Annotated in this window: 20 protein-coding genes; 16 read left to right on the top strand and 4 right to left on the bottom strand. The window is 41.4% G+C overall.

Annotated features, from left to right (window positions below; translation table 11 throughout):
* Positions 1-34 precede the first annotated feature (34 nt).
* The 9 genes from hpsC (at position 35) to V7K31_RS29860 (ending at position 8,814) form a co-directional block, all read left to right on the top strand.
* The gene (gene hpsC, locus V7K31_RS29820; RefSeq protein WP_335100531.1) at positions 35-1,054 is read left to right on the top strand and encodes a hormogonium polysaccharide secretion pseudopilin HpsC; all 1,020 of its coding nucleotides are present in this window, start codon (positions 35-37) and stop codon (positions 1,052-1,054) included.
* A gap of 38 nt (positions 1,055-1,092) precedes the next feature.
* Positions 1,093-1,806, top strand: a complete 714-nt coding sequence (locus V7K31_RS29825) for a type II secretion system protein (protein ID WP_335099843.1) — start codon at positions 1,093-1,095, stop codon at positions 1,804-1,806.
* A gap of 145 nt (positions 1,807-1,951) precedes the next feature.
* Positions 1,952-3,031, top strand: a complete 1,080-nt coding sequence (hpsE, locus tag V7K31_RS29830; RefSeq protein ID WP_335099846.1) for a hormogonium polysaccharide biosynthesis glycosyltransferase HpsE — start codon at positions 1,952-1,954, stop codon at positions 3,029-3,031.
* Between the two features lie 26 nt (positions 3,032-3,057).
* Positions 3,058-4,038 carry a hormogonium polysaccharide biosynthesis glycosyltransferase HpsE gene (gene hpsE / locus V7K31_RS29835; RefSeq protein ID WP_335099848.1) on the top strand — a complete coding sequence of 327 codons (981 nt, stop codon included), beginning with the start codon at positions 3,058-3,060 and terminating at the stop codon, positions 4,036-4,038.
* Positions 4,039-4,201: 163 nt separating this feature from the next.
* Positions 4,202-5,200 (top strand): glycosyltransferase, encoded by a 999-nt coding sequence (locus tag V7K31_RS29840; protein ID WP_335099850.1) that lies wholly within the window; start codon positions 4,202-4,204, stop codon positions 5,198-5,200.
* 182 nt (positions 5,201-5,382) lie between these two features.
* Positions 5,383-5,949, top strand: a complete 567-nt coding sequence (locus tag V7K31_RS29845; RefSeq protein ID WP_335099852.1) for a pilus assembly FimT family protein — start codon at positions 5,383-5,385, stop codon at positions 5,947-5,949.
* Between the two features lie 36 nt (positions 5,950-5,985).
* Positions 5,986-6,636 (top strand): TIGR04282 family arsenosugar biosynthesis glycosyltransferase, encoded by a 651-nt coding sequence (locus V7K31_RS29850; protein ID WP_335099855.1) that lies wholly within the window; start codon positions 5,986-5,988, stop codon positions 6,634-6,636.
* A 352-nt stretch (positions 6,637-6,988) separates the two neighbouring features.
* Positions 6,989-7,831, top strand: a complete 843-nt coding sequence (gene hpsJ-B / locus V7K31_RS29855; protein WP_335099857.1) for a hormogonium polysaccharide biosynthesis protein HpsJ — start codon at positions 6,989-6,991, stop codon at positions 7,829-7,831.
* A gap of 119 nt (positions 7,832-7,950) precedes the next feature.
* Complete coding sequence (locus V7K31_RS29860) at positions 7,951-8,814, top strand: glycosyltransferase family 2 protein (protein WP_335099859.1); 864 nt, start codon at positions 7,951-7,953, stop codon at positions 8,812-8,814.
* Positions 8,815-8,829: 15 nt separating this feature from the next.
* On the opposite strand, the gene V7K31_RS29865 is transcribed toward V7K31_RS29860, so the two are convergent.
* On the bottom strand, positions 8,830-8,958 hold the full coding sequence (locus V7K31_RS29865) for a hypothetical protein (RefSeq protein WP_335099861.1): 129 nt from the start codon (positions 8,956-8,958) through the stop codon (positions 8,830-8,832).
* 478 nt (positions 8,959-9,436) lie between these two features.
* On the opposite strand from V7K31_RS29865, the gene V7K31_RS29870 reads away from it, so the two are divergent.
* The 4 genes from V7K31_RS29870 to V7K31_RS29885 all read left to right on the top strand — a co-directional run bounded on the left by V7K31_RS29870 (position 9,437) and on the right by V7K31_RS29885 (position 15,411).
* Positions 9,437-10,201 carry a DUF502 domain-containing protein gene (locus V7K31_RS29870; protein WP_335100533.1) on the top strand — a complete coding sequence of 255 codons (765 nt, stop codon included), beginning with the start codon at positions 9,437-9,439 and terminating at the stop codon, positions 10,199-10,201.
* A gap of 122 nt (positions 10,202-10,323) precedes the next feature.
* Positions 10,324-10,965 carry a transcription antitermination factor NusB gene (gene nusB / locus V7K31_RS29875; RefSeq protein WP_335099863.1) on the top strand — a complete coding sequence of 214 codons (642 nt, stop codon included), beginning with the start codon at positions 10,324-10,326 and terminating at the stop codon, positions 10,963-10,965.
* A 143-nt stretch (positions 10,966-11,108) separates the two neighbouring features.
* A complete protein-coding gene (ftsY, locus tag V7K31_RS29880; RefSeq protein ID WP_335099866.1) occupies positions 11,109-12,773 on the top strand; it encodes a signal recognition particle-docking protein FtsY in 1,665 nt (554 codons plus the stop codon).
* A 1,252-nt stretch (positions 12,774-14,025) separates the two neighbouring features.
* Positions 14,026-15,411, top strand: coding sequence for a PP2C family protein-serine/threonine phosphatase (locus tag V7K31_RS29885; protein WP_334942387.1), 1,386 nt, complete (start codon positions 14,026-14,028; stop codon positions 15,409-15,411).
* A 556-nt stretch (positions 15,412-15,967) separates the two neighbouring features.
* Here the strand turns inward: V7K31_RS29885 and V7K31_RS29890 are convergent.
* Positions 15,968-17,251, bottom strand: coding sequence for an ankyrin repeat domain-containing protein (locus tag V7K31_RS29890; protein WP_335099869.1), 1,284 nt, complete (start codon positions 17,249-17,251; stop codon positions 15,968-15,970).
* Here V7K31_RS29890 and V7K31_RS29895 point away from each other — a divergent pair.
* Both V7K31_RS29895 and V7K31_RS29900 read left to right on the top strand, forming a co-directional pair.
* Positions 17,250-17,465 (top strand): hypothetical protein, encoded by a 216-nt coding sequence (locus tag V7K31_RS29895; protein ID WP_335099872.1) that lies wholly within the window; start codon positions 17,250-17,252, stop codon positions 17,463-17,465. The genes V7K31_RS29890 and V7K31_RS29895 overlap by 2 nt on opposite strands.
* A 74-nt stretch (positions 17,466-17,539) precedes the next feature.
* Entirely contained in the window at positions 17,540-18,010 is a 471-nt protein-coding gene (locus V7K31_RS29900) for a DUF4079 domain-containing protein (protein ID WP_335099874.1), read from the top strand.
* A gap of 57 nt (positions 18,011-18,067) precedes the next feature.
* On the opposite strand, the gene V7K31_RS29905 is transcribed toward V7K31_RS29900, so the two are convergent.
* A complete protein-coding gene (locus V7K31_RS29905) occupies positions 18,068-18,742 on the bottom strand; it encodes a DUF1997 domain-containing protein (RefSeq protein ID WP_335099877.1) in 675 nt (224 codons plus the stop codon).
* Between the two features lie 178 nt (positions 18,743-18,920).
* Between V7K31_RS29905 and V7K31_RS29910 the strand changes: the two genes are divergently transcribed.
* Entirely contained in the window at positions 18,921-19,577 is a 657-nt protein-coding gene (locus tag V7K31_RS29910; RefSeq protein WP_335099879.1) for an NAD(P)H-binding protein, read from the top strand.
* Between the two features lie 324 nt (positions 19,578-19,901).
* On the opposite strand, the gene V7K31_RS29915 is transcribed toward V7K31_RS29910, so the two are convergent.
* Positions 19,902-20,789 carry a methyltransferase domain-containing protein gene (locus V7K31_RS29915; protein WP_335100535.1) on the bottom strand — a complete coding sequence of 296 codons (888 nt, stop codon included), beginning with the start codon at positions 20,787-20,789 and terminating at the stop codon, positions 19,902-19,904.

The raw sequence follows: 20,789 nt of genomic DNA on the forward strand, positions 1-20,789 counted from the left end.
GTGCATCTATTACCAAAGAGAATACCGGAGTATGATAAAGACACTAAAATTTTTGCTCAGTAACCAGCTAAAGCGCTCCAAGGGCATCCAGCAAGTTGATGGTTTTACCCTAATTGAATTGTTGGTAGGCATGATCCTAGCCTTCCTAATCATCACGCCATTGCTAGGATTCATGGTTAATATTCTGGATACCGACAGAAAGGAGCAAGCAAAGGCAAATTCCGAGCAAGAAATTCAATCTGCACTAGATTACATTGCCCGTGATTTACAACAGGCAATCTATATTTATGATGCTACTGGAATTGGTTGTCTAACCGGTACTGTTGATGCTACTACCGCTAACACTTGCCCAAATGCAGCTACAACAGGCAATCAACTACCTAGCCCAACTGCAACAGATAGAGTTCCTGTGCTTGTCTTTTGGAAGCGAGAATTAGTTAGTCAGGCAATTACAATTACAGGCACTCAAAAAGATGATACTTTTGTTTATTCATTAGTTGCTTACTATTTAATTAAAGACGCTACTTCTAGTTCTACTTGGTCTAACGCTGCTCGTATCGGCCGATGGCAAATTAAGGATGGTGTAGCAAATCCCCTTGGACAAGCTTGTACTGGATATACTGGAAAGTATGTCACTGACAGTGGTAATAAATATTGTCCTAACCCAGGTTTTGCTTTATTTAAGCTTGATGGAGCAGGCACGATAACACAAAAGATGAATGCTTGGACAAAAGCTACAGCAAGTTACACTGCCGATACTACAGTACTTGTTGACTTTATAGATCAAACCAAAACTGATGATACGCCACCAGCACCTGGGACTAGCTGCCTCCCTACCAGCATAGCAACCTCTTTCAGTACTCTTAATACGGCTAAAATGACTAGCTTTTATGCCTGTATTGATACAGTTAATACAACAGCACAAGTTTTTTTACGTAGTAATGCACTCGCACGCTTACAAAGCAATAACCTTAATTATCAAGTCAGCAACAAACCTTATTTTCCGACTGCAAGCATACGAGTACAAGGACGCGGATATTTATTTACCAAGTAAATGCTGGAATTCAAAGCATTAATCAATGGCAGTTAATTATGGGAAAGTTAAGTTTGAGATTATTGCGACTAACTCGCAGCAATGTAAAAAGCAAACGGCCATGTTTACTTAACACGCTGCACTACGCCTCTGCATATACCCAACAAGATGCTGGCTTTAGCTTGCTGGAATTAATCATAGTGATGGTGATGATCGGAATTCTATCAGCGATCGCAGCTCCTAGTTGGTTTTCCTTTGTAAATCGACAACGCTTGAATAAAGCTCAAGATGCCGTTTTAGCCTCTATACAGCAAGCACAGCAAACAGCTAAAAAGAACAAACTTAGCTACAGTGTCAGTTTTACAACTGATAGCACCAATGTAGTAAAAGTTGCTGTTTATCCCAGCAGTTCTCCTGGTATTCTCTTAAGTGACAAGAGATGGCAAAGCTTGGGCGGAGATTTACAAATTCCAGCAGGCTCAGTGTTGTTGAGTACTAACATTGCTAGTCCAAACACAATTGGTACTGCAATATCCTCTACAGCATACGATTCTACTACTCAACCAAACACTATTACCTTTGACTATATGGGTACTCTACCAAATCCCAGCTTTGGTACACCCCCAACAGGTTCAACAGATGCTCCAGGTTTAAAAATTGTGCTGGCTTCTGCTATAAGTTCTGTATCATCTTCTAGTAGCGTAAAGCGATGCGTCATTGTGAAAACTCTCTTAGGCTCAATGCTCACAGCAAAAGACTCCCAATGCAGTTAAGTAATCTTCATAGTGAAAATTTATAAAAATACGAAATAATACTGAACATAAAACTGCACTTTGAGAGCAAAATTGTAACATCTAGTGCAGTTTTATGATTTTAAATGCCTCAAAAATCGCCTTAATAAAATATAACTTTTGTCAAATGACTGAAAACATTGACTTTACTGTAGCCATCCCAACTTATAACGGTCAAAGTCGTTTGCCTGAACTACTAGAACGACTACAAAATCAACTATATACAGAACATTTATCTTGGGAAATTATAGTTGTAGACAATAACAGCACTGATAATACAGCTAAAGTTATTCAAACCTATCAACAAAATTGGCAGTGTCCTTATCCACTAAAGTACTTATTTGAAACGAGACAGGGAGCAGCTTATGCCAGAGAAAGGGCAATTGAAGAAGCTAAAGGCAGATTTATAGGTTTTCTTGATGATGACAATTACCCAACATCCACCTGGGTAGCAGCAGCTTATGCTTTTGGTGAACAGCATCCTTTAGCCGGTGCTTATGGTAGCCAAGTTCATGGTGAGTTTGAAGTTGAACCACCCGAAAATTTTAAGAAAATAGCTTGTTTTTTAGCCATTACCGAGAGAGGTACAAAACCCCACCAATACAAAGCTCCCATGAAAATGCTACCTCCAGGGGCTGGTTTAGTAGTTCGCAAGCAGGCATGGGAGAGAACAGTTCCTAAAAATCTAGTTTTAAATCATAAAGGTAGAGAAGCTGGGTTAGCCAGTGAAGATTTAGAAGCAGTACTATATATCCAGCTAGGAGGTTGGGACATTTGGTACAACCCAGAAATGTGTATTTACCATAAAATTCCAGCATGGCGATTCCAAAGAAAATATTTAATTAGTTTATTTCGCTGTGTGGGTTTAAGTCGGCATCACCTTCGTATGCTGAGAATACAATCTTGGCAAAGACCTCTGGTGAGTTTAGCGTATTTAGTTAATGATTTACGCCAAATAATACTTTACGCGCTCAAATATCGAGGCACGTTTCAAAGTGACTTAATTGCTGCTTGCGAGATTGAACTGCTCATGAGTAGCTTTATCAGTCCTTTTTACCTATTTAAAAAAAGATATTTGAATCTAGCGGTTCCCGACCTGGCGAGGTATCTTTTTAAAGCTATTAACCTTGGTAAAAAAGATTGGGGTGTACCTCAGTTGCCTAGAAAACGCCATAGCCACTTTTTAGCTTATCAGAAACTATCATAAAAAATATATAAATTGTGGTAATTAGGATGGATAAATTAATTGAAAATCTATTTTTAAACTTCACTGTAGCTATTCCTACATATAATGGGAGAAACCGATTACCTCAGCTCTTAGATTTACTTTTGAAACAAACAGGAGTAGAACACCTCAATTGGGAAATTATTATTGTTGATAACAATAGTTCCGATAACACTGCCGAGTTGATTCAGGATTACCAAAAAAGCTGTAGTAATAACTTTCCTTTAAGGTACTTCCTAGAAAGTAAACAGGGAGCCGCTTTTGCAAGGTTGCGAGCTGTGCGCGAAGCCGGAAGCCAGCTTATTGGATTTTTAGATGATGATGTCTTACCTGCGCTTGATTGGGTTGCACAAGCTGTAGCCTTTGGTAAAGAGTATCCTCACGCCGGAGCATATGGCGGTCAAGTTCATGCTGAATACGCAGTAAAACCACCAGAAAATTTTGAAAGAATTCAAGCTTTTTTAGCTGTAACAGAACATGGGCCAAATCCACATTTGTTTGATGCGGGTAATTTAAGGCTTCCTGCGGGTGCGGCGCTTGTTGTTCGGAAACAAGTATGGTGTGAAAATGTACCACAACGACCTAGTTTAAGTGGGAAGTTACCTGGTATTTTGGTGCAGGGTGATGACTATGAACCATTGCTTTACATACATTATGCAGGCTGGCAAATTTGGTATAACCCTACCATGCATAGTTATCATCAAATACCACATTGGCGACTTGAGAGAGATTACCTCCTAACTCTGGCACGCGGCTGTGGCTTGTGTGTTTTCCAGTTACGCTTGATAAATACTAAAAATTGGCAAAAACCAATAGTGTTTGTGAAAACTATTTTAGGGAATTTACGCCGAGTATTACGACACTTTATTCAATATAGAGGGCAATTGAAAAGTAATCTAATTGCTCTTTTTGAAATGGAATTTTACTTGGCTAGTATGATGAGTCCTTTTTACTCCTTGAAGCTTTATTTTAGGAAATTTTTTGTCTAATCGATAACTATATAAAACAATACGCTTGGGTTAAAGATAATTGTAGTACCGAAAATGTTGGGTTTCGTCCCTCAACCCAACCTACCCTGGTTTTGGTTTTTGACTTTAACCCAAGCGTATTGCTATATAAAATGAAAAAATAATAATTATTAAAACCAAATATATGACTTCCATCTCTGTAATTATACCATCTTACAACAGCGAAAAAACTATAAAAACAACAATTGAATCCGTTCTCAGTCAAAGTTTTTCCGATTTAGAATTAATTATAATCAATGATGGTTCAACAGACTCAACACTAGAGATTATTTCAAATTTTCAAGACTCCCGAATAAAAATATTTTCCTTTGAGAATTCTGGTGGAAATATTAGTCGTAACCGTGGACTAAAACATGCTGCGGGAAAATTTGTTAGTTTTTTAGATGCAGATGATATTTGGACAGCCGATAAGTTGGCAAGGCAGTTGCAGGCTCTGCAAGAAAACTTAGGCGTAATGGTTGCTTATAGCTGGACTGATTATATCGATGAAAATGGTGAATTCTTACTTTCAGGTATGCATATTACTGTCAATGGTGATGTTTATGAAAAGCTATTAGTAAGTAATTTTCTAGAAAATGGTTCCAACGCCTTGATTCAAAGAGTTGCAATAATAGAATTAGGTGGATTTGATGAATCACTAAATGCTGGTCAGGATTGGGATATGTGGCTGCGATTAGCTTGTAAGTTCGATTTTGTCTGTGTACCATCTGTACAAATATTATACCGAATTAGTCCTAATTCACTTTCTTCTAATCTTGCAAGGCAGGAAAAAGGCTGTTTGCAAGTGCTAAAAAAAGCCTATCAGGTAAGACCATTAACTGATAAAAATATTTGCAGCTTAAGTCTGGCGAACCTTTATATGTACCTAACATGCAAAGCCCTACAACAGCCGTTTAGTCCATATAAAGGCACGCTAGCAGCCAGATTTATTTGGAAGTATTTACTCAACGATTCTTCAAGGTTCAAACGAATAAATCTAATCTTAAAACTTTTATTTAAAATTGCCGTCATCCTGATACTACCCACTACTTTGTCTACAAGGTTACTAACAAGCATGAAGAGAAGAGCTAAGAAAGTCAAGGCTATTCCATTCTCATCTAGCCCGCCTCAGAATGAATTCTGAGTCTAATAGCGAAAGTCGTCTCAAGACGACTGAAAAAAGGTTATAGTCCGTTAAAACGTACTTTAGCTATAAAAAAAAGACCTTTAGTTCTGGGCGGTTTATGTCTAGAACGAAATAGCCCTGCTAAAAAACTAAAACATTCTTAAATATGTGGTTAGTTGAAAACGAACTAAAAAATAACAATGAATACCCAGGTGCATTTTCCGTATCTAGTTAATACAAAGTATCTCTTTAATAAGCCTTCTAACAGTGGTTTCACACTGCCAGAGATGTTAGTGGTTATTCTATTAATTGGTATATTAGCTACGGTGGGAATACCCAACTGGCTAACTTTTGTGAACACTCAACGCCTCAATACTGCCGGAAGCGAAATTCATCTTGCTATGCGCCAAGCCAAAAGCCAAGCTACCAAGGAAAAATTGACTTGGCAAGCTAGTTTTCGTGAACAAAACGGTATTGTTCAATGGGCGGTTCATCCTGCTACAGTAAACCCATCTGCTGCTAACTGGAATAATCTACATTCTAATGTGCGTTTAGATGCGGAAACAACCCTACAAGAAACAAATGGCATCAGGCAAATCCAATTTGATTACAGAGGCAATGTCAGTAAACCACCGCTAGGACGAATAACACTATCTAGCAAGTCTGGTGGTAAAGCTAAACGTTGCATTTTTATTTCGACGATTTTAGGAACAGTGCGAACAGCAAAGGAGCATACTACAACTGATGACGACAAATATTGCTATTAAGATATTTTTTGTTGAGTTAATTAGACAAGGTATTGTGTGCTGAACTTACCAGCAAACCCAAAACAGCACTTGATTATTTTCACTCGCTATCCAGAACCAGGTAAGACCAAAACCCGATTGATACCTGTTTTGGGGGCTGTTGGTGCTGCCAATCTTCAATGCCAGATGACTGAATATACAATATTTCAGGTTCAAGAATTGCAAAAAGCCATTGACATATCTGTGGAAGTGCGCTTTGCAGGTGGCGATTCGCAACTCATGCAAGACTGGCTGGGGTTGGATTTGGTTTACCAGTCTCAAGGTGAAGGCGATCTAGGTTCGCGGATGATGCGATCGCTTTTCGATGCCTTTCAATCTGGTGCAGAACAAGTAATTATCATCGGTACAGATTGCCCTGGACTGAATGCCCAGATTCTAGCAACAGCCTTTGAGAAGTTACACACCTATGATCTCGTACTTGGCCCTGCGATCGATGGTGGATATTACTTAATTGCTTTGCGCCAACCCATCCCGGAGTTATTCCTTAACATCGAATGGGGAACTGCTCAAGTATTTCAGAAAACCGTGGATATTGCCCAGAAAGTGAATTTATCTCATGTGAACTTATCGCCTTTAGCTGATGTTGATCGACCGGAGGATCTGCCAATTTGGGAACAAGCCCTTGCAGGGGAGATGAGGGAGATATAGTTAAAAGGACGGTTAGAAACCGCCATCAGCAATTTGACACGTATGCATATCTGTGGTGAGGCAGAAAATCCCTGTATTACGACCGATTGAGAACTGCAATAAGGGAAATCGGGTAATTAATCAGTGTTTTCCTCCAGCCCTGCATTAGGTTCGTATCTTCAAATACTAGGAATTTCCTGAAGACACTGCACATAACAAATGTTACTGTGGTCTAGTTGAAAACCAAGAGGCATAGCCTTTACCAGTATTAAATTTGCTTTGTGTTTCTATACAACAGTCACGGTCATGGGCACAATATTTAAGTAGCTTGAAATATGAAAATCACTCGTATTCACCGCCAGTTTCAAAAATTATGGTTAACCGTTTTACTTCCGTGAGTACTGCCCTCACAGTTAAGGTAGTTGGAATAATCTGCATTTTGTCCTTTTTCGTTGACTTTTTCATTCTATTGTTACCCTTTCAACCTACTGATCGGGTATGGCAAATCAACTTGGCAACAGCGCTAGTTGATCGGGGAATTGTTCCTTTAGTCGGTTTGGGGCTTCTGTTTGCTGCCTATTGGATTGATAGTGCTGATGCCGGAAGCGATCGCCCCCAAGGTATCGATTTAAGATTTCCCGCCGTGATCCTCTCAAGTATTTTAGGGTTGATGTTCTTGCTGATTTTTCCCCTGCACCTGAATAACGTCAATCAAGCTAAGACTCAAGCAGTCAACCGCATCACCCAAGAAGCAGATCAGGCAGAAAATCAACTGAACACTCGGTTAACGCAATTGCAAGCACAACTGACTACTGAGCAAGGAAAAGCTCAACTAGAGCAGCTGCGAAACCAAACCAAAGCTCAGTTTAGTGAAATCCTCAAAGATGACCAAAAATATAAGCAAGCACTTGAAAGCCCTCAAATTCCCGCAAATATCAAAGAGTTACTGAAGAAGGCTAAAAAAGATCCCCAAGTACTTGACAAAGCTATCGAACAACAAACAGATGTTCAGACGCTGCAAACTCAACAACTGAGCCAACTTCGCCAGCGCAGAGACGAAGCACAGCAACAAGCTAAAGATACTGCTTGGAAGTCTGGACTGCGGATTGGGATTAGCAGTTTGCTGTTGTCCATTGGTTACATTATCATTGGCTGGACAGGCTTAAGAGGTAAAGGTGCTGTACAAGGTGGTAAACCTAGAGCTACCGCACGCTAATCCACTATTGGCATGGCAGTAGGACGTATCCAATAATTGTTGACGGCTGATACTGCCATGCGCCCAATAACAATAAAAAGGCAATTATCACTGAGTAAAATCACTATAAAACTTGGCTAATGTTCTCAATTTACATACTGACATATAACGAAGAACTAGATATTGCCGCTTGTATCGAATCGGCGATGCTAGCGGATGACATCATTGTTGTGGATTCATGCAGTAGCGATCGCACTGTGGAAATTGCTAGTCGCTATCCTATCCGCGTCGTCCAACACGCTTTTGAAAGCCACGGACGCCAACGCACCTGGATGTTAGAGTCTATCCCCCCGCAGCACGAATGGGTGTACATTCTCGAAGCTGACGAGCGCATGACACCAGAACTGTTCGCGGAATGCGAAAAGGCAAGTCAGAATCCAGACTACATCGGTTACTACGTGGCTGAACGTGTCATGTTCATGAATCGTTGGATTCGCTACAGCACACAGTATCCTCGTTACCAAATGCGACTCTTCCGCCACGGTAAAGTGTGGTTTACAGACTACGGTCATACTGAGCGGGAAGTTTGTGAGGGTGCAACTAGCTTTTTAAAAGAAACATACCCACACTACACTTGTAGTAAAGGCTTGAGTCGCTGGATTGAAAAGCACAACCGTTATTCTACAGATGAAGCTCAAGAAACGCTGTATCAGCTAGAAGAGGGAAAGGTTAACTGGGGAGATTTATTCTTTGGCAAATCGGAAGTCGAAAAACGCCGCGCCTTGAAAGATTTGTCTTTGCGTTTACCCGCCAGACCGTTGCTACGGTTTATATATATGTATTTTATCTTAGGCGGTTGTCTAGATGGACGCGCTGGACTTGCTTGGTGTACATTGCAGGCATTCTACGAATATCTGATTTTGCTCAAAGTCTGGGAAATGAAGTATCTACCAAAACCTAATTTAGATGCAACAGTAATTCTGGCACATGAGAGTATAAAATAGTTGCAGCGCACGGATTCAGAAGCTACACAGGTTGATGTGGCGTAAAGGGGACTGGAGATTAGAAGGATTACGCAGTAAAATCAACAAGCAGCGATTCAGACGGGTACGCGATCGCAAAATCAGTGGGGATTCACATCTGTGCATTGGTGTCAACTTCAGGTAAAAGCCAGTTTACAACAAGCTTTTAGAGATTGTCTCCTCAAGAGTCTCCGACTGGGAATGAGTAATGGGGGGGCTGCCGCCTCAAGACTTGCGGCAGAGCCGTAATTGAAGTGCATTTCCAGCCAGAGGCTGAAAACGAGGTTATAAAATAATTCTTCAGTTTACCCGGTCGGGCTTTCACAATCATCAGCAGCTTTTGATTGAGCGCGGTAGATTAGTAATACTTAAGAAACTTGCAACAATCATTTACAAGTCTTACAAAGAAAAGTAACATCCTCTGAGAATAACTAGTCGCTACCGGATTGGTTGATATCTATGTGTATGCTTGTAGGAAAATAGCTGATTTCCAGCAAAAAGTACGTTTTTTTGCGGCAGCAGCCAACTTGCTAACCTTTTGGACAATTACTTGCAGCAGAAACTGCCAAAGTTAAAGTTTTCGGAATTTGACGAATCTGCTGGTATGGATACCAATAACAAAAGTTCCTCTAGCTTAAAACAGGAGAATCGGGGCTTGGTAATCGATCGCCTAAAACAGGACTTAAAAAACGACCTGATTGCTGGTTTGTTGGTAGTAATTCCCCTAGCAACCACTATCTGGCTGACAATTACCATTGCTACTTGGGTAATCAACTTCCTCACCCAAATTCCCAAACAACTGAATCCCTTTGATGGGTTAAACCCAATTTTAGTAAATATACTGAATTTATTAGTAGGATTAGCTGTGCCACTACTAAGTATACTATTAATGGGCTTGATGGCTCGCAATATTGCTGGGCGGTGGTTGTTAGATTTTGGTGAGCGATTATTACACGCCATTCCTTTAGCGGGACAGGTATACAAAACCCTCAAACAGCTTTTAGAAACAATCCTCAAAGATTCTAATGGCAAGTTTCGCCGGGTAATTTTGGTAGAGTATCCCCGCCGAGGAATTTGGGCGATCGCCTTTGTCACTGGTGCAATCAGCAGTGATATCCAAGCCCAGATGTCTCGTCCCGTGCTAAGTGTTTTTATCCCCACCACCCCGAATCCCACTACCGGATGGTACGCAGTTGTTCCTGAAGATGAGGTGGTGAACCTCTCCATGTCCATCGAAGACGCCTTTAAAATAGTTGTATCAGGTGGGATTGTCGCCCCCAATAGGCCCTTAGTTTTCGCCAAAGAGTCCACACTGGAAGTGAACCACGACGAAATCAAGCAGCAGGTTATTCCCGTTGAAGAAACTTAAAATCAATCTGGCATAGTCACAAGCAAATGCGTAATGTTGTTGTTTAACTGTGCCAAAGTTGATAGAGTAATAAGTTTGTCCCGCCTAGTTAATCAGTTCTCGCACAATCACTCCTCAGTTTTATGCAACCTCGTAAACCCCAGCAAATTGCTCGTGAATTGGCGCTTTTAAGCCTTAGCCAATTACCAGTCAACCCAAAGAAATTAGATAAATTGGAAGACGATCAACTAGTATCCAAGTTGGTGCTAGGAGCGGTACGCACCCTAACTTCAGAAGTGCAAGATACCCTCGATAATGCCGCAGGTGAACTGCAACGCAGTAACGATCGCCTCTTAAGTAGCCAAACTCGGGCTTCCGACCTCGATACTGCTAGAACAATGCTGCAAGAAGCGATCGCCTGCACCCAGACAGCAATCAATCAGTTGGGCACGGCAGTTGATTTCCCAGTACTGATTCAGTTAGCTAATCAGGATAAGGGAGTCCGTAATTACGCAAAAGAGCTTGTGATTACCGTCAACGAAAATCGACACATTATAGATGAACTCCTTTCTAGTGCCTTAGTAGATTGGCAAGTAAATCGCCTCGCCCAAATTGACCGCGATATCCTGCAAATCGCTGTGGCAGAAATGAAGTTCTTAGGAGTTCCTGACAGTATCGCCATCAACGAAGCTGTGGAACTAGCCAAACGCTACAGTGGAGAGGATGGTCATCGGTTTATTAATGGTGTTTTGCGCCGAGTCAGTGACCAGAAGAAAACAGCATAGCTTTTTGCCTTTTATACTTACTTCCCAAAGTGACGAGGATGAAGAAGACAAGGGGACAAGGAGAATAGCCCAATGCCCCATGCCCAATGCCCCAAGTTAAATTAAACTCATAACTTATAACTCATATAACCAATACTGCTGCAATGGTTTTTAATTGGTTCCGTCGTAAATATAACGATTCCTCTGACACTCCCTCTGATCAGAAGCAGGAAAAAACTCCTCCTGCACAAGAACCCCAACCAGAGCCAGCCGAAACATCAACAGCAACTGCTGAAACTACACCAGACACAACGGCAGACTTGTTGACGTTTGCTAAAGCTGCCTACAAAAACATTCAGCAAAAACAACAAGTTGAGCTAGTAGAAACCCCTCTTAATTCAGCAGATACCTCAGCACCATCAGCACAACCTGAAACCCCAGAAACGGCAATTGCCCAAATCACCGAACCAGAAGCAACTGAGGAAGCTGTTAGTACAACCGTAGAAACTGCACAGCCAGAAGTTATCCAAGCTGCTACTGAGGAAGAAAGTACAGAAGATTCCTCAGTGGCAGCAATTGCTGATCAGCCAGATATCAAAAGCCCAGAACTAACGACAAGTGAAGCTGAACCAACACCCACTGAACCACTAACTACGCCAGAGGCAGCACAGCCAACAGCACTATCTTTCTTAGAACGGGCGGCGGCAGAACGGCAAGCCAAGCTAGAACAACTAGTAGCCACCGCCATTGAAGTCCCAGAAGCGGAGGTAGTACAGCCAGTAGCTAGAACCTCAGAGACAGGAGAGGAAATTCCCGGACTGGTATTTGATGATGGGTTTGTGTGGTCGGCAAGAGTTCTCGCAGCTCAAGGTAGAAGTCCAGAAGACGTTTCTATTGAAGAAATTACCTGGCTGAAAAAGCTCCGGCAAGGGTTAGACAAGACTCGTCGAAGTATTCTCAACCAACTGAAGGCGATCGTTGGTCAAGGGCCGCTTAACCAAGCTGCTGTGACGGAAATTGAGGCATTGCTCCTGCAAGCTGATGTGGGTGTTGAGGCGACAGACTTTATTATTAATGCTCTACAGACAAAACTTCGAGAAGAAGTTACTGCACCTGAAGAAGCGATCGCTTACCTGAAAAAAATCCTCCGGGATATGCTGGATGCGCCGAGTAAAACATCCCACCAAACTACCTTTACCCCAGAAAAAGAAACCTTAAACATTTGGTTAATCACTGGGGTGAATGGTGCCGGTAAAACCACCACCATCGGCAAAATTGCCCACTTGGGACAAAAATCTGGCTATAAATGCTTGATTGGGGCAGCAGACACCTTCCGCGCCGCCGCCGTGGAACAGGTAAAGGTTTGGGGTAGCAGAAGTGGTGTGGAAGTAATTGCCAATCCGGGAAAGAATACAGATCCGGCAGCAGTTGTATTTGATGCGATCGCAGCCGCCCAAGCGCGTCAAACCGAATTACTTCTGATAGATACAGCTGGGCGACTGCAAAATAAGAAAAATTTAATGGACGAGCTCGGTAAAATCCGGCGAATTATCGACAAAAAAGCCCCAAATGCCAAAATAGAATCTCTTTTAGTTCTAGATGCCACTTTAGGTCAAAATGGACTGCGACAAGCTGAAGTTTTCTCTCAAGCCGCCCAACTGAGTGGCGTTGTCTTAACCAAGCTGGATGGCACCGCCAAAGGCGGCGTTGCCCTTGCTGTTGTGCAGCAGCTAGGTTTACCCATTCGCTTTATTGGTGCTGGCGAAGGAATTGAAGACCTGCGCCCCTTTTCCAGCTATGAGTTTGTCGAGGCTCTCTTGAGTGGCTAGTTGAAAAATTTGGAGTTAAAAATTTTTCTTGACAAGGTGATCAATTTACGGATGACTGAATCTGGTATTATCACTTGAACTAACTAAAAACAAAATACTGGAAAAATCTCAAGTCCTAAAACCATGAGTTTGTCCCAATAAACAGGTGACTTTTTGACATACTCCTACACTGGCTGCAAGCAGTACAGTGTAGGCTTATCAGTGACTCCAAGTATCCCGTCGGATAAAACACTCTCGCTTTATTTATACTGCACGAGATGTCTCTCCTCACAGTTGAACAATATAAGAATGTTCAATTCTTTGTACTGCTGAAATTTTACCCATCCAGTAACTGGATGGAAACCCATATTCCAGATTGTCTTCTCTACGAGAGGCTACGCCAACGTGTTAGGGTCTGGTAGAGAAGATTCCAAATATCGTTACAAAGCAAATGGCAAAACTAAATCGAGAGGTTTGAACTCTGATGGTTCAACGACAACACTTTTTCTGGCTTATGACTTAAAATTCTTGGAAGATATTTTTTCGAGATTTAGTGTCACCTTTTCTATTCATATCTTACACTTACCAAATGACTCTTTCCTAAAATCAATTACAGGCTAATGGTTTAAGTCTGTTACCACTGACTCAAAAGATCGGCTGACCTCACTTTTTTCTCGTTTCAATGGGTTTAAGTTTTGCATCTTCAGCAACTCAAAATTCGTAAAACGACAAATTCAAAATGGAAAAGCTTAATCTTGACCATTATCCCGACAATTATGGTATACAAATTAAGTATTTGAAGACTTATTTACATATTCTCAGATTTGGGAATGAGTGTAAGTCTGTTTTTTCCAAAACCAAGCTGGATTTTAGCGCTTCTAGAGGTTTTCACTCAAAATACTTCTTGTCTCCTAGTTGCCTCTACCCAAACAGTCACTCTGAAAGCGTTAGGAATTATTCTTTGAATAGAGTATTTTTATAACTTTAGAGATATGCTTTGGGAATTAAGTTATGAAAAAATGAAAAGCTTTCTTAACTATCACCTAAACTAGTAATTTTTACGGGTTGGATTTGGACTAAAAATACATGATTTGAAATTACTAATATTCCATCAGAAATAGAATAAGCAAATAAAATACTTATAAAATTTGCCTGTTACGTCTTTATACTCTTGCTAAAATCACAAGTATTGTCTAAATATGGTTTAGCAATGCCAAAGCCAAAAGATTTATAAGTAATCTAAAATCTGCCAATATAAAGTGCAATAGTACCTGTGCCTGTGTCTCAACTGCCCTCTCAACCCACTGAAAACAATAGTAGTGCCGCGACGGATGTTACACCAGTCGTGGCACTCAAAGAACTCGTGGCAAGGTTGCACCGGGAACAGAACAAAATTCAAGATTTGCTAAGTTCTTTAGGATTTGCCCTGAGAAGTTTCAATAATTTGAATCAGTTTTTGGAACTGATCCCACTGATGGCAACAAGAGTGACAGATGCAGACGGCAGCGCCCTGTTTCTCTACAAACATGGTCAAGTTAGGTTAGAGCAGTTACATTGGCAAGATAGTCGCCAGCGAAAGAATATCCGCAAAGCGCTAGAAATAGCCAGCAGTCAAATCATTATGCCCAATACTACCCCTGTAGCCAATGCCACGGGGATTTTAGATGACCAGATGCATCGCTATTTGGGGCCAGATGTGCAAATCTTTGGTACAGCGATTTTGGTGAAGCATACAGAACGGGGATGGCTCTATGTCTTGAGCCGCGATCCAGAATATAGTTGGACAGAAACTAGGCAAAAGTTAGTTAGGTTAGTGGCAGACCAAACAGCAGTAGCGATCGAAAACGATGAACTAGCTGTAGAACTAAGAAAAAAAGAACGCCTAGATCAAGAACTAGAAATTGGCGCAGAAATTCAACGGCGACTTCTACCACGTCAATGCCCCATAATCCCTGGTGTAGTCCTGGCGGCACGTTGTAAACCTGCCAATCGCGTTGGCGGAGACTACTACGACTTTATTGCTACCAATCACAATAAGATTCAGCCCAAGACTAAAGGCGACACGGAAACTAGTCGCTGGGGTTTGGTTATTGGAGATGTCATGGGCAAAGGTGTCCCTGCTGGGCTAATTATGACGATGATGCGGGGAATGTTACGGGGGGAAGTGCTACATGGTAATTCCCCAGCCGGAATTTTACAAAACTTAAATAGAGTTATGTATGCGGATTTGGAAAATTCCCATCGCTTTGTAACGCTATTTTACTCAGAATATAATCCCTACAGCCGAATTTTGTCTTATAGCAATGCGGCACACAATCCTCCTTTGTGGTGGCACGCAGCCACGAAAACCGTCAGCCGTTTAGATACTCTAGGAATGTTAATCGGTTTGGATGCTAACAGCCAATATGAAGATGCACAGGTACAGTTAGAGCCTGGAGATACAATTATTTACTATACAGATGGCTTGACCGATGCTGCTGCCGCAGGTGGCGATCGCTTCGATGAAGATAATTTTGTCGCTGGCTTCAATACGGCTTGTAAGTACTGCAATGGGCCAGAGGAAATTGTGGATTACCTATTTGACCAAGTTCAGCAATTCATCGGTGCTGATAAGCAAAACACTGATGATATGACACTAGTTGTTCTGCAAATTTTATAGTCATTAGACATTTTTCCTTGATCAAGTCATGAGTCAATGCTTAAACTCATGGTGACAGGGGATTCACCAGAGTGATTAAATTTTTGATTTATTTTTTCTTTGACTTTCCGTAGCGATCGCCTAAATGGTCGCACATCAACCTTTTTTGGTGACTTGTTTGTATTTAGCCTTTAAGATGATACATAAAAAATGATCCTTAGAATACTTTTCTCCTCAAGTAAAAACTATATATTTTGGACATCTAGCACAGTAGGAAACGCCGAGAGGGAGACTAGCTAAAAGGTAAAAGGTACAAGGTAAAAAATAAAAGGTAAATTTACTTCTTCATTTTTGCTTTCTTTCTATCCTTGTGACGCAAGCATTTAGCCTACTCCGTTTTGGCGTTTTAATTTTTCCTTTCTCCGCCGTAGCAAGTTCACAACAGCTACGACGGAGTTTTGCTTTCTTTGTTTCTTAGGTCTAGATTTGGTTGTTTTAAAAGTTATCAACCCTCATTTAATCATTTGTCAAGATATTTATGAAAATATTTGAGATGAAGAATTCAGATGGCTATTAGCTATTCTTGCGCCCCAGCTTTTTGAAGACTTTGCACGACATTCTTATAACCATTAAATTCTGCAATCATCAAAGCAGTATAACCACCCTGGTTTTTCAAATTCACATTTGCCCCAGATCCGAGTAATAACTGCACAATTTCGTCATAACCTGCTGAGGCAGCCCACATCAATGATGTGGCACTGGCGGAGTCTTGAAAATTCACATCTGCCCCCTTTGCCAGCAGCAAATGTATAATCTCTGTGTGCTTGCGTTCGGTTGCCTTGATCAAAGCAGTTTTGCCATGATCCCCCGGAGCATTGGCATCAGCACCATAGTCTAGCAACACTTTCACTGTTTGGGTGTGTCCTTGTGATGCAGCCAATGTCAAAGGTATTTCACCAAGGTTTTTCTGATGAATATCTCCCCCAGAATGCAGCAGTGCCTCAACAATTTGGCTATGTCCCTGCAACGCTGCTACAAACAGTGGTGTATCACCCAGATGGTTCCTAATTTGGACATCTGCACCCCTGTTAAGTAACACTTGCACCACATCAATGTAGCCTTCCACAACGGCAAGATGTAAGGCAGTTTCACCATCTTGGTCTTGGAGATTAATCTCGGCACCTCGATCTACTAAAGCTGCTGCGATCGCACTGTCTCCCCCTGCTGCTGCTGCCGACAAGGCAGTTCCACCATCGGCGTTTTTCAGATTCACATCAGCCCCTGCTGCCAGTAGTGCTTCCACAACTTCCAGATGTCCCAAGTCTGCCGCTAATGTTAAGAGTGTCTCACCCTCTTGATCTGGGATATTGACATCGACATCAGTTTGGAGAATTGCTTGTAGAACTTCTATTTTTCCCTGCTTAACGGCGAGTTTCAACGCAGTATCATCATCTTTATCTGCAATATTAACTTGGGCATCAGCAGCCAATAAGACTCGCACTACATCGATATAACCTTTGAGTACTGCTGCCATTAAAGCTGTGCTGCCATCTTCATTAGTGGCATTGACATCAGCACCTCTGGATAATAAAAGCTGCACAATGTCAAGCTGTTTGGCACTAGCAGCCAACATCAAAGCCGTCAAACCATAGAGTTTTCGGGGCAAGTTGATATTTGCCCCAGCATCCAGCAGCGATCGCACAATTTCGGTGTAGCCTAAATTGGCAGCAAACATTAACGCCGTCGTACCTTGGCGATCGCACGCATCCACCAAGGCACCAGCAGCCAGTAGCGCACACAACCCCTTGATATCCCCACTTTTAGCAGCTTTTAGCAGCAAAGTATCGTTGTTTTCAGTCATGGATCAGATCCCACACAGGGGTTTTGTTCGTCTACCCTCAAAATTTAGTCTGAGATTGTTTATCCACTTTGGCAAGAGGGTAAAAGAAAATAGTGGGGAGTTTGGAGTTTGGAGTTTGGAGTGGGGAGTTTGGAGTTTGGAGTTTGGAGTTATAAGAATTCTTCCCCAATGCCCAATGCCCAATGCCCAATTCCCAATGCCCCGACTTCTTTAATTTGTGCAACTTTAAGCACAGAAAATAGAATTATGCTAATTTTTATGAAGATTTAATAATTAGGCGAGAACACGATGAGTCTGGAACTTTCTGCGTCGGTGAAATATTGGCTGAACTTCATCCATCCGGTGCTCATGTGGGCGCTATTAGCACTCTCAATTTATGCTGCCTATTTGGGACTGCAAGTACAGCATACCAGAAATGCTCAGGGAGAAGAAAAGAAAGAACTGATTAAAGGTAGATATAACGTCAGACACTACCAAATGGGGTCTATAGTCCTAGCTTTGATGGTAGCAGGTGCGATCGGAGCTATGGCTGTCACCTACATTAATCATGGTAAGTTATTTGTCGGCACTCACCTGTTAGCAGGACTGGGTATGACGAGTCTAATAGCATTTTCTGCTGCTTTGTCCCCTTATATGCAGAAAGGGGCAAATTGGGCGCGTGCAACTCACATTTTGCTAAATTTCACGCTTTTGGGACTTTTTGCTTGGCAGGCTGTCACTGGCGTGCAAATTGTTCAAAGAATTCTCACTGGTGCATAATAAGTAGTCCTTTGTCAGTTGTCATAAACTAATAGCAACTGACAAAAGACTCTTGACTCACTGCTTTTGCTTAGAATTAGCACCAAAGGGTATTTCCAAAGATTTCTGAAAATCTTCCTGAACTTTGCGAGTTAAGCGGCGGGAGACTTGGCGGACAATTTGGTTAAGTAAGCGATCGCCTGTAGATTGAATTATAGACTGGGGTAATCGCTGAATAAACCTGGGAAAGTGCAAATAAACCCTTAAATCCAATTCCCATTCAACTCTGGTAACCTCGCCAATGCGAGTGGAAGCATCGCTTTCTATTAACTGTAGAGATGCTTGATAATCGACGTCATAACCAGGCGGATAGTAGTCAGGAATGGGGATTGTACGGATGCGGTAAATACCTTCGTCTGGGGGCAACAATTCTAAACCAATTTTCGGTTCTACTTCATAACCAAAAGCACCAAAACGACCAATTGTTAAAGCGTAGCCATTTTCCCCAAGTGATTGCACTTTCATGGGTTCAGCGCAATGACAAAACCATGAGGCGTGAGCATTAAGATACTCAGCAACCTGCTCTATTGGGGCAGGCATTTCCATAAAATCTTCATAACGACCGGAGAATGTTGTGAGCGTCGCTACATTTGCTTGTCTTAATACGTCCTCGGCTTCTTCTTGGCTGGACGCTACAGGTAAAACTGCTTCTGTTATTTCCCAGGATTTATATTCGCTTTTTCTTGAAAGCATAAATGCGTTACTGTATAATTTTTTGTTGGTCTATATTAATAGTTCCCCAGATGCTTGGGTCATTTCGTACTAGTATCCCATTTTCACCGAAACCTCATTAATCTGCCATCAACTCCATAGAATTACTAAAATCAAGAACTGAACAAGCACATAATAGTTTCTCAGGATAACATTTCTCATGAAAGCATTTGTAGCAGGGGCAACGGGTGAAACAGGTCGCCGGATTGTGCAGGAATTGATAGCGCGGAATATTCCCGTCCGAGCTTTGGTGCGGGATATAGAGAAAGCTAGGGGTATTCTGTCTCCTGAAGCCGAATTGATTGTAGGCGACGTGTTACAACCAGAAAGTCTGACTGCGGCGTTGGGAGATAGCACAGTTTTGTTGGTTGCGACTGGTGCAAAACCTAGCTTTGATCCCACTGGTCCCTATAAAGTGGATTTTGAAGGAACTAAAAATTTAGTAAATGCTGCCAAGGCAAAGGGAATTGAGCATTTCGTCTTAGTTTCTTCTTTGTGTACTTCGCAGTTATTCCATCCACTGAACTTGTTTTGGCTGATTTTGCTGTGGAAAAAACAAGCTGAAGAGTATATCCAGAAAAGTGGTCTTACCTATACGATTCTGCGGCCTGGTGGGTTGAAGAATGAAGATAACCTCGACGCGATCGTAATGCAGAGTGCTGATACACTCTTTGACGGTAGCATCCCCAGGCAGAAAGTTGCCCAAGTTGCTGTTGAGGCGCTGTTTGAAGCAGATGCACGCAATAAAATTGTCGAAATTGTTGCCAAACCGGAAGCAGCCTCAAAAAGCTTTAAGGAGCTATTTCAACAGTGCTGATATCCTAGAGGATTCTATTCTCCAAAATGATCGGCTCACATCTTCATGGAAAAGCGATACCTACGGCTGGCGTAGCTGCGGTACTTTGTCAAGTAGCTTGCTTCATCTAAATTGAGCGCCCTTGATTCCACTTTCCAAAGCGATCGCTCTATCCTACACCCAAAACGTAGGGTAAAGCGTATTACTCATACGACGTTTTAACTTTACACTCATTCACGAGAGACAGGCGATCGCTCTCTTATTACCTTCATTTTTATAAACAGCGATATAATCGAAAATTATCCATCCGATGACGATAGGCAAGATCAAAAATAAAATTTAACGCTAAAATGCCTCTGGATTTTTTTGTTGTGCTTTTTTTTCTGCTTCAATTTCAATCATTACCATAGCTACATGAACATTACCTTCTTCATCTAGTGGTACTTTCTCAATGTATTTTGTAGATATTACTTCGATAAATTGTTCCCTTTTTTCTTCTGGTACTCGTTCTATATAAGGCATCCAAGTTGTCCGAATCCATCCCTTAAACATTTCCTTTCCAGCATGAGTCATATCTTTGGGAATAAGTTCTATGCGATTTATTTGAAAGCCAGATTCCAATAACATTACTTCATACTCTTCTACTCCGAGAAAGCCGTAAGGAAACTCAAAATCTTTAAAATATGACTGCCATTCTGGAAATAACAGTATTTCATCTAAAACAGATATATATAAACTGACACCGCCTTTTCCCCCCATTTGAAGGAGTATTTTCCCACCAGGTCTGAGGCTTTTAAATAAACCTTCTACAACTGGTTTATGATTTTTAACCCAATGTAATACTGCATTTGAAAATACAACATCAAAACATTTTTCAAACAATAAATCACGAGCATCCATTACCTGAAATGAAAGGTTTTGATACTTATCTATTGGATACTGATTTGTTGCGAGCGTTATCATCGAACTGGAATTATCAATCCCAATGACTGATCCATTACATACCACATTCGATATTTCAGCGGTTACTTTTCCATCACCACAACCTAAGTCAAGAACATCCTCTGATCCGTTAAGAGATAATTTTTCTATAAGTTCTCTCGCCCATTTTTGTTGAGCTTGAGAATGTTTTTCATAGTCTTCAGCATTCCAATTATATGTTTGCATCGGTTCCTTTTTTTGAGGATAACGTATATATACGACATTTACAATCGAAAAATAACAAAAGCTGAT

Source organism: Nostoc sp., from assembly GCF_036917675.1.
Taxonomy (GTDB): Bacteria; Cyanobacteriota; Cyanobacteriia; order Cyanobacteriales; family Nostocaceae; genus Nostoc.

What these genes read in the sequence shown, in the direction of transcription:
- hpsE (WP_335099846.1), top strand. Translation starts at nt 1,952, where the DNA reads ATGACTGAAAACATTGACTTTACTGTAGCCATCCCAACTTATAACGGT.
- V7K31_RS29900 (WP_335099874.1), top strand. Translation starts at nt 17,540, where the DNA reads ATGAGTCTGGAACTTTCTGCGTCGGTGAAATATTGGCTGAACTTCATC.
- ftsY (WP_335099866.1), top strand. Translation starts at nt 11,109, where the DNA reads ATGGTTTTTAATTGGTTCCGTCGTAAATATAACGATTCCTCTGACACT.
- V7K31_RS29895 (WP_335099872.1), top strand. Translation starts at nt 17,250, where the DNA reads ATGGATCAGATCCCACACAGGGGTTTTGTTCGTCTACCCTCAAAATTT.
- V7K31_RS29840 (WP_335099850.1), top strand. Translation starts at nt 4,202, where the DNA reads ATGACTTCCATCTCTGTAATTATACCATCTTACAACAGCGAAAAAACT.
- nusB (WP_335099863.1), top strand. Translation starts at nt 10,324, where the DNA reads ATGCAACCTCGTAAACCCCAGCAAATTGCTCGTGAATTGGCGCTTTTA.
- V7K31_RS29870 (WP_335100533.1), top strand. Translation starts at nt 9,437, where the DNA reads ATGGATACCAATAACAAAAGTTCCTCTAGCTTAAAACAGGAGAATCGG.
- V7K31_RS29910 (WP_335099879.1), top strand. Translation starts at nt 18,921, where the DNA reads ATGAAAGCATTTGTAGCAGGGGCAACGGGTGAAACAGGTCGCCGGATT.
- V7K31_RS29845 (WP_335099852.1), top strand. Translation starts at nt 5,383, where the DNA reads ATGAATACCCAGGTGCATTTTCCGTATCTAGTTAATACAAAGTATCTC.
- V7K31_RS29860 (WP_335099859.1), top strand. Translation starts at nt 7,951, where the DNA reads ATGTTCTCAATTTACATACTGACATATAACGAAGAACTAGATATTGCC.
- hpsJ-B (WP_335099857.1), top strand. Translation starts at nt 6,989, where the DNA reads ATGGTTAACCGTTTTACTTCCGTGAGTACTGCCCTCACAGTTAAGGTA.
- V7K31_RS29825 (WP_335099843.1), top strand. Translation starts at nt 1,093, where the DNA reads ATGGGAAAGTTAAGTTTGAGATTATTGCGACTAACTCGCAGCAATGTA.
- hpsE (WP_335099848.1), top strand. Translation starts at nt 3,058, where the DNA reads ATGGATAAATTAATTGAAAATCTATTTTTAAACTTCACTGTAGCTATT.
- V7K31_RS29865 (WP_335099861.1), bottom strand. Translation starts at nt 8,958, where the DNA reads ATGCACAGATGTGAATCCCCACTGATTTTGCGATCGCGTACCCGTCTG.
- V7K31_RS29890 (WP_335099869.1), bottom strand. Translation starts at nt 17,251, where the DNA reads ATGACTGAAAACAACGATACTTTGCTGCTAAAAGCTGCTAAAAGTGGG.
- V7K31_RS29905 (WP_335099877.1), bottom strand. Translation starts at nt 18,742, where the DNA reads ATGCTTTCAAGAAAAAGCGAATATAAATCCTGGGAAATAACAGAAGCA.